Origin of the sequence: Salimicrobium jeotgali (genome assembly GCF_001685435.2) — a bacterium.
GTDB classification, from domain to species: Bacteria; Bacillota; Bacilli; order Bacillales; family Halobacillaceae; genus Salimicrobium; species Salimicrobium album.
Genome location: NZ_CP011361.2, coordinates 167,727 through 182,699 on the forward strand (window position 1 = coordinate 167,727; position 14,973 = coordinate 182,699).

Consider the following 14,973-nt stretch of genomic DNA (forward strand, 5'->3'; position numbering starts at 1 on the left):
AGTGGAAGCTATGAATACCAGTTATGAACAACAGGCGGAGAACTATATTTTCCGACTGCTTCTGCAAAGCATTATTCGTGAAAATCTCGTATCTTTTAACAAAACGCCGCAAGGATTGGAAATAGAAGTCCCGAAAGGCGGTCGCGTGGAGGTGCCGGTGTCACGCACGTACATACTGGGTCACATAGACATTGGGGGGAGCCCGGTCTACGTTGATCCTTCCGGAAAAAAACAGGAGCTTCAGCGGATGGAGGAACTGCTGATGCTGCTCGGTTTCAGAAATGAATCGTTCGTCAAAGAAATGATGAACAGTGCTTTGAATTACGCCTCCGCCCTCGAAGCTTTTGATAAAAGAAAAGAGAGTGTGCCCGGGCAGCAGGACACCTGGGAGTACGTCATCAACCGGACGAAGAACGACCGGAACTTTTCCCCGCTCGTCTTTTTTGAGCAGTGGGTGATCGACGGTCATACGACGCACCCGGGCACAAGGACGAGGCTTCCTATGTCTCCGGAAGACGTGAGAAAATACGCACCGGAATGGGGAGCATCCCCCGAACTCGTACCTTTGGCCGTCCGCACTGACAGGGTGAGGGAGACGGCGCCTTTTCATACGACGATGACCGGGACGCTGACGGAAACGTCACCTGAGGTGAAAGAGGAATTCGAAGTTCTCTCCGGTTCCTATCGCCTTATTCCGCTGCATCCGTGGCAGGCGGACCACACGCTGCCCGTCTACTATAAAAAGGAACTGGAGGACGGGACGATGATTCCGCTGGCTTCCAGGCTTCCCTCTTATGCGCTTATGTCGTTCCGGACGATGGCGCTTGCCGGGTACGGGGCTCCTCATCTGAAGACGGCGATGAATGTACAGATGACGAGTGCCGTCCGTACGGTATCCGCAGCTTCGACGAGGAACGCGCCGGTCATGGCCGGGTTGTTAACGGAAATTGCCGGTAAAGATGCTGATATCGGGGAAACGACGACGTTCTCCCGCGATCTTGCCGGTATCCACTACGCCCCGGATGACGACCGGGACCGCAGCTTTTTTGAGAAAAACGTAGCTTCCATTCTACGGGAAAATCCGGAGGCAGCTCTTCAGGAAGGGGAAATAGCTATGCCGGCGGCGGCCCTTATCTCCACGTCTCCGGTAACCGGCTCTCTTTTGATTGAGGAGCTGGCCGGGGAGACGACGGAAGAAGCCTTCATTTCTTTTCTTGAAACGTACGCCCGCGTACTGCTGCCGGGAGTGACGAGACTCATGAGCGAATATGGTATTGCTATGGAAGCTCATCTGCAGAATACCGTCGTCATTCTGAAAGACAGGCATCCGGTGCGTATCGATATCCGTGACTGCGGAGGCGTACGTATCCTGCCGGAGCGGCTGAACCGCCATTTTGAAGAAGCACCGATCGACCCGTCGACGAACCTCCTCACCGATAAGGAAGAAGACCTGACTGACATTTTCTCTCACGCTCTTTTCCATAATCATCTCGGGGAAATCATCATGATTCTCGCCAGCCGGCATGCACTGCCGGAAGCAGGCATGTGGGCGGCGGTGCGCCGGGTATTAGAGGAGAGTCTGCATTCCTCGGACACGGAGCAGGCGGCACGTGATGAGGAAAGGCTCACGACACGTCCGGCCCGTATGAAATCGCTCGTTCGCATGAGACTGTCCGGGCAGTTTACGGATTACGAATTCGTGGACACCCCGAACCCATTTCAGGAAGGAGGCGAACCGGTATGATGAGCCGTCCGATTAAATCGCTGTCCGGTGAAAAACTGCTGGAGGAAGAAAGGAAATGTCTGCAGTTCCTTGAAAGCGACGAACCGGCATACGTGCCGGGGTTTCTCCGTTTCATATCCGCCGGTCGCAGCGGTATTCTGCACAAGCTGGCTTCTGCCGTGCTGAGGGAGGGGCTTTATGACCGGTCGTCGGAGGAGTACGGAGATGATGGTTCGCTTATCGGAAAAACTCTGCACTTTCCCGGCTATTCGGTCGTATTTCCGGTGCGGGCAGTGTACGCTTTCAACCGTATCGAAACGACGGGCACTATCACTTATGTGGACTCAAAAGGGGAGACTCCCGTCCGGACCGCCTCAACGCTTGCAGGACTATTGTTTACGGAGGAGGAGTATCCGAACCTCTCTTATTTCCAGAAGGAACTCGACAACGGCACGGCGAACCTTTCTCTTGCTTATGCAGGACGAGCCGTGCAGGGAGGGGGTAAGAGAAAAGACCACTTGTTTTTTGAACAGCAGGTCACCGAAGGACACCACCTCCACCCGGGAGCGAAGACGCGACTCGGTCTTTCCTACAAAGACTCGTTCCGCTATTCCCCTGAATTCGGACACACGTTTCCTGTCCGGTTCGCTGCGGTCCGGAAAGAGCGCTGGACGTCCCGTGAGCAGTCGCTCCTCTATACACACTTTCCGGAGTGCTATCGAAAAAGTGAAGAAGAACTGAAGAGGTCCGGATACGAATCGTCTGATTTTGTCATCGTGCCCGTACACGAATGGCAGTTCATCCATGCGCTTCCCTCCATTTACGAGAAAGAAATCATAGACGGGACCGTCGTATTACTGGAAGACGTGTCCCTTCCCGTAAAAGCGACGTCTTCCTTCCGTACGCTCGTTCCGGTATCGGGAGAGGGACCTGCGCTGAAGCTTGCGGTGAACAGTCAGATGACTTCCACCGTGCGCTCCATCTCTCCGCAGACGGCAGGAAACGCCCGCGTCGTCAGTGAGTTGCTCCATTCTATCTTTGAACAGGAATCCTTTTCCGGGTTCACCCCTCTTTATGAACTTGGCGGAGGGTCTTTTGCCTCCGATGATAACTTGAAAAAAAGAAACCTGACGATGCTTTTGAGGGAGAACATCACCCCTTATCTTGAGGAAGGGGAAGAGGCGATCGCCGGTATGGCTCTTTACGCAAAAGAGCCGGGCGGAGAGGGGACGATTCTGCAGGCGCGCTTTCGGCAGTATGCAGCAGAGAAACGTCTCCCGGAATGCGAGGCTGCTTCGGCTTTTTTCCGGGACTATGCCCGAACTGTGCTTCCACCGTACCTCACGCTTATGACCAAATACGGCGTGGCACTTGAAGGACACCTGCAGAACAGTGTGCCCGTTTTCAAAAACGGAAGCATCACCCGCTTCTTTTTCCGCGACTGGGGCGGTTCACGCTTCTATGAGGCGCGACTGAACGACCGCGGGCTGTACCCTGAGTTTATGAAAGGTTCGGTATCCGTTACTAAAGACGCAGCGTCGATGCACCACAAGCTGTACTACAGCGTATTTCAGAATCATCTCGGTGAAATAATCCGCCAGCTCGTCGAAGCGACGGGAGTGGGGGAGATGGAGTTCTGGAGTATCGTCCGGGAGATATGCAGTGAGACGTGTGGGCGACTGGCTACAGAAGTGCCGGAGCAGGCAGAAACGGACCGGAAATTTTTGAAACAGAAAACCGTGATGCACAAATCCCTTACGAAAATGCGTCTGTATGGAGAAAAAGAGGAGTGGTTCAGCGAAGTATCGAATCCGCTCTACGAAGGAGAAGAATGATGGAAGCAGTCAGAGAGTACATTCAGAACCAGAACAGTTCCGTCTGCGCCTACATTTATGATCTTCCGGGGTTGAAAGAACGTGCGGAGAAGATGAAAGCCGGTCTGCCCGGCCACTGCCGGCTGTATTACGCCGTAAAAGCGAATCCCGATCCGGAGATCATCCGGACGCTCGAGCCGGTCGTGGACGGATTCGAAATCGCCTCCGGAGGAGAGATGGACCGGACGTGGAACGGACCACGTATATTCGGAGGACCTTCCAAAAAAGAAGAAGAGGTTATGCGCGCGCTGGAAGATCCGGATATGCTTCTGAACGTGGAGAGTTTCCAGGATTTGAGACGTACGGCGTATCTTGCCGGCAAAAAGGACCGGACGGCAAACGTCCTTCTGCGGGTAAATCTAAAAGAGGATGTGTCCGAAAGCCGTCTGAAAATGTCCGGCGTTCCGACACAGTTTGGAGTGGAGGAAGAGTGGATGCCGTCTCTGATCGAAGAAGCTCTCGCCTCTCCCCACATATCCATCCAGGGATTCCACTTCCACGCCATGTCGAATAATCTTGATGCCGGAGTCCACGTGGCGTTTGCAGAGCTCGCAGTACGTAAGGCTTTGCAGTGGCAGGAAGCATACGCCCTTGACACTTCTCTTATCGACCTCGGAGGAGGATTCGGTATCAATTACTGGAAGCCGGAAAATCCTTTTGATTGGAAAGCTTTTGCTGAAGGTATAACGGAAATCGATACAAGTGGACATGAACTGATTCTTGAAGTCGGCCGTTACATGACGAGTGACATAGGATTTTACGTCACGGAAGTGGTGGACGTGAAGGAGAATCACGGGCAGGCATTCGCCGTGGTTCGGGGAGGAACGCATCACCTGCGGTTTCCGGCGGCCTGGAAGATCAGTCAGCCCTTCTATGTCGTGGCAAGAGACGAGTGGGAATATCCGTTTGCACGACCCGGTGTGGAAAATACGGAAGTCGTAATCGCAGGGGAGCTGTGTACTCCGAATGACCTTCTCGTGCGCGGGGAGTATGTAACGTCACTCCGGGCCGGGGATACGGTAGTGTTCACCCAGGCCGGAGCATACGCCTGGACGATTTCCCATCACGACTTTCTCAGTCATCCGCATCCGGAGTTCATTTATATCAGGTGAGTCCGGGGCAAAACTGAACAGACACAACAAAACCGAACTGTGCAGTTCGGTTTTGTTATATCTGTATCTGCTTTTTCCTGAATTTTATTCAGGTTTCTGCTTCAAATTTTTGCCGATATACTGAATGATCTTACGCAGCTCTTTCGGATGCGGGCGGCCGAACGGGCTTGTCTGACGCTGCTGGTACAGCAGTTTCCCTTCGTTGTCCACTAAGAAATAGGCAGGTTCTCCGTGGGTGCCATGATCCTCATAAGGAGCATCCTCCCCGTGGAAGTGAACGTCGTATGCCCGTAAAAAGTCCAAATTTTCGTCGACGAGAACCGGGAAGGTGAAACCGTGCTCCTCCACCATGTTCTCAAGCTTCTCTCTGTCGTCATAAGTGACCGTGGTCAGTCGTATCTGCTGTCTGTCGAAATACTTTTTCTCCTCTTCGAATTGTTTCAGCTCCTCCATGCATGCCGGGCACCAGGACCCCCGGAAAAAGATGACGAGCTGCCAGTCCTTCCCGCTTTCCTCTATCATTTTGGAAAAATTGTATTCTTCCCCGGCCGTACTCTTTAACGTAAAGTCCGGAGCTTTCTGGTTCAATCTGAAATCATCCAATGTACACACTCTCCTTTATACACTTCCTTTACCCTGTGAGAGAAATTTTAAAGGTCCGCTCACCGAAAAAAACAATATTTTATCAGGAAAGGCCGAGCCATTTTTTGACCGGGGACCGGAAGTAATACGTAACCGCCACCATGAGTACGAAGACTCCTGCCGCTATCCCGATTGTCAGAATGCTTCCGGAAGCAAGGCTTGAGCCGAGGAAACTGTAGACGAACGTGCCGGGAATCATCCCGAGGACAGTAGCAAGGATGTACGAGCGGAAGCGCACCCGGGAAATTCCCCCGGCGTAGCTGAGCAGATCGAAACTGACGATGGGGACGAGCCGCAGCACGAAAATGTACACGAAACCACGCTCTTCCATTCTTCTGAACAGCTTTTCTCCCCAGGAGAAGTTATCCAGCGGAACGACGGACTTTCCGAACAGACGGGCCATCATGTAGCCTGTCACCCCGGCTCCTGTTGCTCCGATGATAATGTATAGAACTCCCGGCCATACTCCGAACAGGAGGCCGGCTCCGAGAGACAGAACGGACGTCGGCAGAAATATGAGAGGTCCGGCAGTGTAGATGAGGAAAAAGACGAAAGGCCCCCACCACCCGAACGATAAAATGAAGTCGCGGATATCGGAAGGTCTGAGTTCCAGGCGGAAGTGAGTAATATAAGCGATGGTAAGAAATAGGGAAAGGACCAAAATGATTTTCAGCCATTGGGATTTTGAGAACATGGGTATCTTTTCCTTCCTGTTGTCTGTCTTTTTCTCACTTTAACGTATCTCACGATAAAAGTATGTATTTTTCCTTACACGTGCTGAGAAGGAGGCAGTTCGGGGAATAGGAAGAGGAGAGTATGTAAAAGGAGGCAGGGACAGATGCCGAAAAGAACGAGTAACGATCTTTCGGAGGAAATACGGGAAGCAAAGAGGAATCTTGAAGCGGAAAAAGGCGGCTACTCCCGTCTGATAGCTTTGTACAGGGAATTGAGGCAGCAGTTAAGAAGAGAAAACGACAGAGATCTTGCCGAGGACGTGGAAAAGAAACTCATCTATTATCTGGTGGAGTACGGCTCCTATATGAAAACGGCGCACAGAAAGGATGAGAAGTCATCCATCGATTCTCTGAAGCAGGCTCTTCATTTTGAAGATCATCTTCCTCTCGCTCATTACCGTCTCGGTCTTCTGTATGTGCAAAGAGGACGATTTACAGAAGCGGGAAGTCATTTTTCAAAAGCGTTGGAAATTCAGGGACAGGCCGAACGTTTCCCCTTAAACGAAAGACAGCTGTACTATGCTCATCTCTACCTTATCACGAGTGAAATACATGTTCTGTATGACCTCCACGAGAAGATGGGCCTTCTTTCTGTACCGGGGAAATACGAACCGTTCTCCTCTTCCGATATGTCTTGGTTGTACGAAAAGCTGCAGACGACCGAGAGTTATCTGAACGCCCACGCCTTCCTGAAAATAACGGGGGAGAAAATGGAGTTTCTCTCTAAGGAAGAAGCGGAAGAGTCCCTGTTACAGAAGAGTCGGGGGACCGGACATCTGTACTTTGGAGATGAGACGATTGAAATCGGATTTGATGGTAAAACGGAAGAAATAAGTCGGGATTACGGAAAAACTCTTTACTACCTCCTCCAGTCATCCCGGGAGGAGCCACTTGATGCCGTGATGATGGCAGAACTGGCCGGGGAAGAGGGAGAGGTGAAGCCGACGACGTTCCGGCAGAGAGTGAGCCGCCTTAGCCGCAAACTGGAGGAGCTCGGGCTCACAGAAGCACTCACCATGGAACACGGCTTTTGCACGTTCACTGACGCCGTCCCTTTCATCATTGTGCATCGGGCCGATGAGCAGCTCCACTGACACAAAAGAATCTCAGGAGCTTACCGGCTCATTTTGTCCAGGATGACCGACAGGTTGGAAAACGTATCGTGGAGCGTCTCCCGGTCTTCCGGGGTGAGCGATGCCAGCCGCTCGCGCATTTTATCTTTCATATACTGCTTTTTATTACTAAGAAAAGCTTCTCCCTCCCCGGTCAGCCGGATGAGCGTCACGCGTCGGTCCTTCTCAAGTTTCTTTTTCTCCAGCAGTCCGTGCTCGATCAGTTTTCCGACGAGCGGGGAGAGGTTCGATTTTTTGATGGAAAGCTTCTCCGCCACCGTTTTCATCGGCGTCGGTCCTTCCTGTTCCACGATATGAAGAATGTGCAGGTGGGTAGGGTGAAGGTCTTTTTCCTCGAAAGGCCGCACCTCCCCGAACAGCTTCTTCGGAAGAGCAGGGAGAACGCTCAATATCTGGTCGATCAGCTCGTTATCCGTCGTCATCGTCAGCATGCTCCTTCCTTTTTGACTTTTGCCGGGCAAAAGTGGATAATAATTAATAGTTATTATATCATAACTATTACGCAGAGGGGGAAAATACATGGACCCGGTGATTTCTGTGAAAGATCTGACGAAGAAATACAAACAGACCGAAGCGGTGAAAGCCATCAATTTTGAAGTGGAGGAAGGGGAAATCTTCGGGTTTCTCGGGCCGAACGGAGCCGGCAAAAGTACGACGATCAATATGATCTGTACGATGCTAAAACCAACCTCCGGGAGCATCATGATCAATGGATATGACGCCAAAAAAGAAAAAGATAAAGTACGCGCCAGCATCGGTATCATTTTTCAGGAAAATACGCTCGATGAGAAACTGACCGCCAACGAGAATCTGATGCTGCACTGCCGGTTCTACGGGGTGCCGAAAGATAAGCGTCAGGAACGCATCGGGGAGGTGCTTGAGATTGTAGACCTCGTCGATGAACGGAAGCAGCGGGTGGAAACTTTTTCGGGCGGTATGAAACGGCGTCTTGAAATCGCCCGTGGACTGCTTCACTACCCGAAGGTTCTGTTCCTCGATGAGCCGACGGTGGGTCTGGACCCGCAGACACGTTCCCACTTATGGGAATATATTCTGAAGCTGAAAGAGAAAGAGGGTATTACGATGTTCCTGACGACCCACTATCTCGATGAAGCGGAAATCAGCGACCGGGTCGCTATTATGGATCAGGGGGAGATTATCGCTCTGGATTCTCCGACCTCCCTGAAAGACCAGCTCGGAGGGGATATGATCGAACTGTCGACAGAAGATAACGATCAGGCTCTTCGTGAAATTGAGGAGAAAGTGGAGGGGGCTGACGTGAGTGTGGAAGGCGATACGATTCATCTGAAAGTGGAGAGCAGTGACGCCTTCATCTCTTCCTTCATTAAAACTCTGGAAATTCCCATCACCAGACTGAATATCCGGAAACCGACCCTGAATGACGTTTTTCTCGCTTTTACAGGCAGAAAAATCGGAGACGCGAAAGAATAGGAGGAATAATCGATGGAAGGAATATTTGCAATCTGGCAAAGAGACTTGACGAAATTTTTTCGGGACAGAGCCCGGCTGATCGGCTCCTTTTCGATGCCGATTCTGTTTCTGCTTATTTTCGGCGGAGGGATGAGCGGTTCGATGGAAACGATGATGGCCGGTAACATGCCGGAAGGAGCGGAAGGATTCAACTACGTGGAATTCGTATTCCCGGGGATTGTAGCGATGACGCTTCTCATGACCTCCATTTTTTCTGCGATGTCCGTCATCGAGGATAAAGATTTCGGGTATATGAAAGAAATTCTTGTATCACCCATTTCCCGGGTAAGTATCGCTATCGGCAAGATGCTCGGGGCTGCCACGATCGCAACGATCCAGGGAGTGCTTCTGTTTTTTCTCATCCCTTTTCTCGGTATTTCCTACAGTATTACAGCCCTTGTTCAGGTGATTCCGTTCATGTTTCTTCTGGGATGTGCGCTGTCCGGGCTCGGGCTGTTGTTCGCCAGTGTAATCCGCTCCACGCAAGGATTCCAGCTGACCGTCCAGATTCTCGTAATGCCGATGATCTTTCTCTCGGGGGCATTGTTTCCGGTGAGTAACATGCCCGCGTGGATGGACGTCATCGTCAAAATAAACCCGGTCACTTACGGGGTGGACGTGATGAAGAAACTGATGATTGAAGTGGATAACATTCCGGCAGCCGTATCGGAAGCCATGGGGCTGAATATAACGGTGCTCGGACAGGAAGTGACGATGTTCGCTGAAGTGCTGTTCATCGCAGGTTTCGCCGCGGTTCTTGTACTTTTCGCGACCTTCAGTTTCCAGCGTGCCAATGCATAAGACACGGATAATACTAAAAGACGCATACCTCTTCTGGAGGCATGCGTCTCAGGCTGTCGAGAAAGTCTCGGCAGCTTTTATTTGTTTTCTGTTTTTTAATAGATCACTTCGTTAATTTGTTATAATAGCTGTAACTTATCAACGAAAGGTGATTGGATGTTTCAATCTAAAACTGAACGACAAAATGAAATCGAAATGGTTACCATTGAAGAGCTTGTCCCTGAAGATCATCTCCTACGCAAAATTGACCAATACATAGATTTTTCTTTCATTCCTGAAAAAGTCCGTCCTTACTATTCAGAAGATAATGGCCGTCCCTCTTTGGATCCTCTTGTTTTATTCAAAATGATGTTCATTGGTTATATTTATGGTGTTCGTTCCGAACGCGAATTGGAGCGACAAATTCAAACGAATGTTGCTTATCGTTGGTTCTTAGGGTTGAATCTTACAGACAAAGTCCCCCATCATTCCACTATTAGTTGGAACCGCCGCACTCGTTTCAAAGACACGGATATCTTTCAAGAAGTTTTTGATGAAATCGTGCTCCAAGCGATGAACCACCGTATGGTCTCCGGCCGTGTATTATTCACAGATTCCACGCACTTGAAAGCCAACGCTAATAAGAAGAAATTCTCAAAACAAGAAGTTGAAGTAGAAACGGTAGACTACCTCGAAGATTTGGAAGAAGCCGTAAGAAAAGATCGTGAAGATCATGAAAAAAAGCCTCTGAAGGAAAAGGAGGGGGTAAAAAAGACAAAGGAAATTAAGGTTAGCGACACGGATAGCGAGAGTGGTTATCTTTACCGGGAGAATAAGCCGGAAGGCTTCTTTTATCTTGATCACCGTACCACAGATTTAAAACATAACATCATTACTGATGTTCATGTAACGCCAGGAAATATTCATGATTCCAGACCTTACTTACAACGTTTGGATCGCCAAATCGAACGATTTGGCTTTGAGGTGGAAGCTGTAGGTCTAGATGCCGGCTATCTGACGAACCCTATATGTCATGGGCTTATAATGGAAAGAGGAATATTTGGAGTTATTGCTCATCGAAGGTACCAGTCAAAGAAAGGGCTTCTTCCGAAATGGAAATATGCATATGATGAAGAGCGGGATGAATATGTGTGCCCCCAGGGTGAAGTTTTAAGCTATTCGACCACCGATCGTGAGGGGTATCGGCATTACAAATCAAACCCTGAAAATTGTGCAGATTGCCCTCTTCTAGCGAAGTGTACCCAAAATAAGAAGTATCAAAAAACGATCACTCGCCATGTATGGGAAAGCTCGAAGGAGAAGGTTTGGTTGAACCGGCTTTCTAATGAAGGCAAGTGGATCTATCGCATGAGAAAAGAGAAAGTTGAACGTAGCTTCGCAGATTCAAAAGAACTGCACGGGCTGCGTTATTGTCGCTTGCGCGGAAAAGAGAATGTACGCGAACAAGCGTTACTGACGGCGGCCTGCCAAAACATGAAAAAGATTGCCCTCCACCTATCCAGGGTGAGATAGGTGAAGGAGAGTCTTTTTCGGTGAGGGGAAGGCGAATACCAGGAGACTCCTGCGGAAAAACGGGCGATTCGAGACCCCGGAGTGTGGGTTTTCACGAGGGAGGCTCGGGCGTTCGTCCGCGGAAAGCGAGTGGTATTCGCCCGCACGAACTGCACAAAAAAAGCTTGCAGAAAAACACGGGGTTTCTCTACAAGCTGAAGAGCCCTATCTATAAGGGCTCTTAGTTCTCCTTTTTTCTATTAAGTGCCTTTCGAGCAACATATAGAATGACTATAATTAAAATACCCAAGGGAAACGCAGCGTACTTTAGTATCTCTTTTCTAAATATTGATCTTTCATGTTCACTGGCAACCTTCGTATTATCTACTTTGATTTGTCCGTTATCGGATGTGATGTTTAGATCACCAGCACTGACTGTGTTGTTTTGTTCTTTCAAGTCTAACCAGGTACTGTCATCAACTGCTTCAAGGTTCTGCACGACTTTCTTCAGACCTTCAAGACCTAGATATGGATGATAGAAAGCAGACAAATAGGATTTTGTAAGAGTAGACCTTTGCCCTATTTCTTCGTCCATACGATCGAAGGAAGCCTGCTCCCCTTTCTCGATATACCCCAGTGTTTCCGGATAAACTGTCATTCCATGGAGAAAGGACGGCTGAGATTCATAAGGGGGAGCATACTGCCCTTTCCATGTGTTGTTAGTCAACTGAAGCTGTCCCACGTAGGAGCTGAAATGATCCGATACAACATCATATCCCTGCTGCGACATGGCATAGTGAGGGGCTTCAAATGCCAATGGATATAAGTTGTGATCGGTCAACTCTTGAATACCCTTTGTGACTACTTCTTCGATGTATTGTTTTTCAAAGGTGGCTGCTTCCTTCATGTAACTCTGATACGCTTGATCCGTTTTAAAGTCGCTTTTCGTCTTTGCGTCTTCAGAAGAGGGTTGGTATATAGGCCGATCATTCTCGACATCCCAGAACTCAAAACCTTCTCCAGTCTCTGAACGTCTGTACTGATGCTTATACCCGTGTAGAACGATACTTGCCCCGTTATCCTGCATATACTGTAAGGTATCAATCAATTCCGGTGAATCAGATAAATGAACGGTCTCTCCTTCTTCATTGGTGTGTACCGGAATAAGAGAAACCATATAGGGGACGTTCATTTCTGCTAAATATTCCGCCTGGGATTGAAGTTGATTCGGGTCCGATAATGGATCAACGTCCTCCAGCCGAAGATATTTCACGAGGCTTTTATTATCTTTCTCGAAGAAAGCGGCTAATGATTCGGTGATTACCTGACCAAAGGGCGGAGAGAATGTTTCGCCGGAAAAATAATAGTCACCTCCTGAATGGACTACAAGTGGAACGTCTTCACTTTTAGCGGCAACGGTTGCCTTATCACCTTTTCTGATGTCATACACAATTCGTTCTTCTGGTAAGGTCATCGACTCCGCTCCGGCTAAAGTAACATCACTATTAATCAACGTTTCCCCCTCCCATTCTAAAAAGGAGAATCGCTGCGAAAATTGGTCTACGTTATGGCCAGCAGCATAAATCTTTCCCTGATAGTTGTTTAGCACGCTTATCGTGCTTTTAGACAACTGCTTAGGAACGCCGCCGTAGTAGAAAAGGTGACTGTAGGAGTTCACCTCTTTTTCTTGCAGCTTGTCATCCGTTGTCAATGTAATATCATCAGTGAACTGTCCAAGCAAAGCGTCCAGCATCCTCACTTCTTTCATCTGCCCCTGGTTTTCCAAGGAGTGAACGAGCAGCACACTTGGTTTTGTGTCATCACCATTTTCAGCAGAAACGGTAGAAACTCCCATAAAGAACAATACACTGGCAATGATAGATACCCATTTATACATAGTTATCTCCTTCATCTTTTTTCCTATTTTCCTTATATTTTACTATATTTAAATCATTGCAAGCAAGTCATCACTCCCCATACTGATGTAAATTAACCTGCATCCATGCTTCACAATCGGATGAATAATAGTTTTGTCGCGGCGTCCAACTATCACGGCGTATCTGTGTACCAGCCCATATAAATGTTTCTTTGAATTGCCTACCTACAGCACCTGCGGCGGCTTTTTCAATCAGCGGCCACTCTTTATCTGCATTTTCAGGCTTCAAAACAAAACCAGCAAAATAATGTTGTTTGATAAATGGATAACCTAATTCCAGCCAAGCATAAGGATATACGTTGACATGTTGATCATTTTCACTCGTAACCCAGTCGTAATCCTCAATTTGAATAAAATCAAGCTGATTGTCGTTCCAGACATGAAACGGTGTATTGACTTCCTGCATCATCACTGGAACACGCTCTTTATCCAATACAGAAGGAGGGAAAAATAGTACGGTGTATCTTGAATTGTCATACTCATTGGCAATTGACTTCATAAACTCCGAGTAATCACCAAGATAGTGTTTCAACTTCTTCCAAACTTCTTTATTCTCTTCGGTTGCCATCGTTTTTGATTCTTCATAGACAGGAAGCTGTTCACCCGTCTCTGATTCGTATCGGTTTAGGGTATCTGGAGAATAAAAACAAGGCGGCTGTCCTTCAAATGGTTGATTCACATTCCCCGGCTGAAACTCTTGCCACCAATACCAAGGTTCACCAAGCTGTAATGTTACTTGCATACCTTCATTCTGCACAATATCTAATATCTCTTTGGAAATCTTTCTGATATACGTTTGTACAGCTTCATTGTTTGGGTCATAGAAGTTGGTAGGAGGCTGCCACCCTGTTGCCCCCGGCTGCCCGTCGTACATCAATTGTTTCCATTCATCAGGCATCTGCAAGTGTTCCATCGAAACGGAAATGATAATATCATCAAAGTTATTCAGCTTCATATGCTTTAGAAAACTTTGTAACCACACTCGGAACGGCTCATTGATTCCTTTTGTTGTATCAATGGTTTGTACATTATATCCTGTGCTTTCCTCGCCTTCTTGACCAACTTTATAATGAAAATGTGAAGCACCAATGTATAAATTAATTAGCTTTTCATAGCCGAGAATGTTCATCTGCTCCATTAACCTTTTTGGGTTTTTATCATATTCATCGTCAAAACCCTCTGCTGGACGATATACAGTACGTGGCATAGGTTCAGGCTTTGTATTCAACTCTCCATTTCCCACCTCTATACCGGATAATGTGATAGTGAAATCATCGGTTCTCCCTGTCAGAATACGACTTCCTTCCACATAATAATCAGGAATAATAGAGAATGTCATTTTGGATATGGTTGTAGGGTCAATCATCGTCTGTAAATCAGGGTGAGTACCTTCGTATAGGTTATTAAAATTCAACGTGTACTTCTCATGAGTGTTGTAAGTATAGGTGATATCCACATCAGCATTATAGGGAATACCACCTTCCTTAGTAAAAAACACGCCATCCACATAGTCCATATCATAATCTGTACCTATTTCACCCGTTCCACTCCTTGTAACGGTACTTGTAGAGCCGTCTTCATTCTGAACAGTCTCTTCTTTCGTCCACTCTACCGTTTCACTTCCTACATCAATCCACGGATTGGATAGCTCAATTTCTCCATCAAAAAGGAAGGAATCTGAGCCATCGTTTTTTTGACCGTAAAAGCCCAGAGTGACTATATATTCTGTACCATCCTTTGCTATCACATTCATAGCAGTTTTAAGTGTCCGATCATTGAAGTGTGCTACTTTGCCGGTATATTCAGGAACAAAAGAGAATGTCACATCGGTATAATCATAGTTGGTTGTATATTTGTAGTAATCATGTGTGTTCACATCCTCACTCTGATAATACACACCAATATAATCGCCTTCTGTGGTAAAAAAGCCAGTCATCACAAGATTTCCGGTATCTGTGGTGGTGAGAGTACACATACACTCAAAGTTGAATACTGTACGCCAGAGGTCAGGGTCAAAACGTTGATATACAGCCATA

Annotated in this window: 12 protein-coding genes; 7 read left to right on the forward strand and 5 right to left on the reverse strand. The window is 48.1% G+C overall.

From position 1 onward, the window contains the following. The first annotated feature begins 10 nt into the window (after positions 1–10). From AAV35_RS00880 to AAV35_RS00890, 3 genes are read left to right on the forward strand one after another with little or no spacing between them, the layout of a single operon-like run. Positions 11–1,744, forward strand: coding sequence for an IucA/IucC family protein (locus AAV35_RS00880; RefSeq protein ID WP_008592041.1), 1,734 nt, complete (start codon positions 11–13; stop codon positions 1,742–1,744). Next, positions 1,741–3,558 carry an IucA/IucC family protein gene (locus AAV35_RS00885; protein ID WP_008592040.1) on the forward strand — a complete coding sequence of 606 codons (1,818 nt, stop codon included), beginning with the start codon at positions 1,741–1,743 and terminating at the stop codon, positions 3,556–3,558. Before AAV35_RS00880 ends, AAV35_RS00885 begins: the two co-directional genes overlap by 4 nt. Further along, on the forward strand, positions 3,558–4,709 hold the full coding sequence (locus AAV35_RS00890; protein WP_008592039.1) for a type III PLP-dependent enzyme: 1,152 nt from the start codon (positions 3,558–3,560) through the stop codon (positions 4,707–4,709). Before AAV35_RS00885 ends, AAV35_RS00890 begins: the two co-directional genes overlap by 1 nt. An 84-nt stretch (positions 4,710–4,793) precedes the next feature. Here AAV35_RS00890 and AAV35_RS00895 read toward each other — a convergent pair whose 3' ends face one another. Further along, entirely contained in the window at positions 4,794–5,312 is a 519-nt protein-coding gene (locus tag AAV35_RS00895; RefSeq protein WP_008592035.1) for a peroxiredoxin family protein, read from the reverse strand. An 82-nt stretch (positions 5,313–5,394) separates the two neighbouring features. Further along, the gene (locus AAV35_RS00900; protein WP_008592034.1) at positions 5,395–6,045 is read right to left on the reverse strand and encodes a TVP38/TMEM64 family protein; all 651 of its coding nucleotides are present in this window, start codon (positions 6,043–6,045) and stop codon (positions 5,395–5,397) included. 144 nt (positions 6,046–6,189) lie between these two features. Here AAV35_RS00900 and AAV35_RS00905 point away from each other — a divergent pair, with 144 nt between their 5' ends. Beyond that, a complete protein-coding gene (locus AAV35_RS00905) occupies positions 6,190–7,179 on the forward strand; it encodes a tetratricopeptide repeat protein (RefSeq protein ID WP_008592033.1) in 990 nt (329 codons plus the stop codon). A 20-nt stretch (positions 7,180–7,199) separates the two neighbouring features. On the opposite strand, the gene AAV35_RS00910 is transcribed toward AAV35_RS00905, so the two are convergent. After that, complete coding sequence (locus tag AAV35_RS00910) at positions 7,200–7,640, reverse strand: MarR family winged helix-turn-helix transcriptional regulator (protein WP_008592032.1); 441 nt, start codon at positions 7,638–7,640, stop codon at positions 7,200–7,202. A 97-nt stretch (positions 7,641–7,737) separates the two neighbouring features. On the opposite strand from AAV35_RS00910, the gene AAV35_RS00915 reads away from it, so the two are divergent. From AAV35_RS00915 to AAV35_RS00925, 3 genes are all read left to right on the forward strand, one after another. Further along, positions 7,738–8,670 (forward strand): daunorubicin resistance protein DrrA family ABC transporter ATP-binding protein, encoded by a 933-nt coding sequence (locus AAV35_RS00915; RefSeq protein WP_008592031.1) that lies wholly within the window; start codon positions 7,738–7,740, stop codon positions 8,668–8,670. 12 nt (positions 8,671–8,682) lie between these two features. Further along, positions 8,683–9,510, forward strand: a complete 828-nt coding sequence (locus AAV35_RS00920; RefSeq protein ID WP_008592030.1) for an ABC transporter permease — start codon at positions 8,683–8,685, stop codon at positions 9,508–9,510. Positions 9,511–9,666: 156 nt separating this feature from the next. Further along, the gene (locus AAV35_RS00925) at positions 9,667–11,022 is read left to right on the forward strand and encodes an IS1182 family transposase (RefSeq protein ID WP_065757330.1); all 1,356 of its coding nucleotides are present in this window, start codon (positions 9,667–9,669) and stop codon (positions 11,020–11,022) included. Positions 11,023–11,242: 220 nt separating this feature from the next. Here AAV35_RS00925 and AAV35_RS00935 read toward each other — a convergent pair whose 3' ends face one another. Further along, positions 11,243–12,898: a DUF2334 domain-containing protein gene (locus AAV35_RS00935; protein WP_008588955.1), complete on the reverse strand. Its 1,656-nt coding sequence runs from the start codon at positions 12,896–12,898 to the stop codon at positions 11,243–11,245. Between the two features lie 70 nt (positions 12,899–12,968). After that, positions 12,969–14,972 (reverse strand): non-contractile tail sheath protein, encoded by a 2,004-nt coding sequence (locus tag AAV35_RS00940; RefSeq protein ID WP_008588957.1) that lies wholly within the window; start codon positions 14,970–14,972, stop codon positions 12,969–12,971. Position 14,973: the final 1 nt, after the last annotated feature.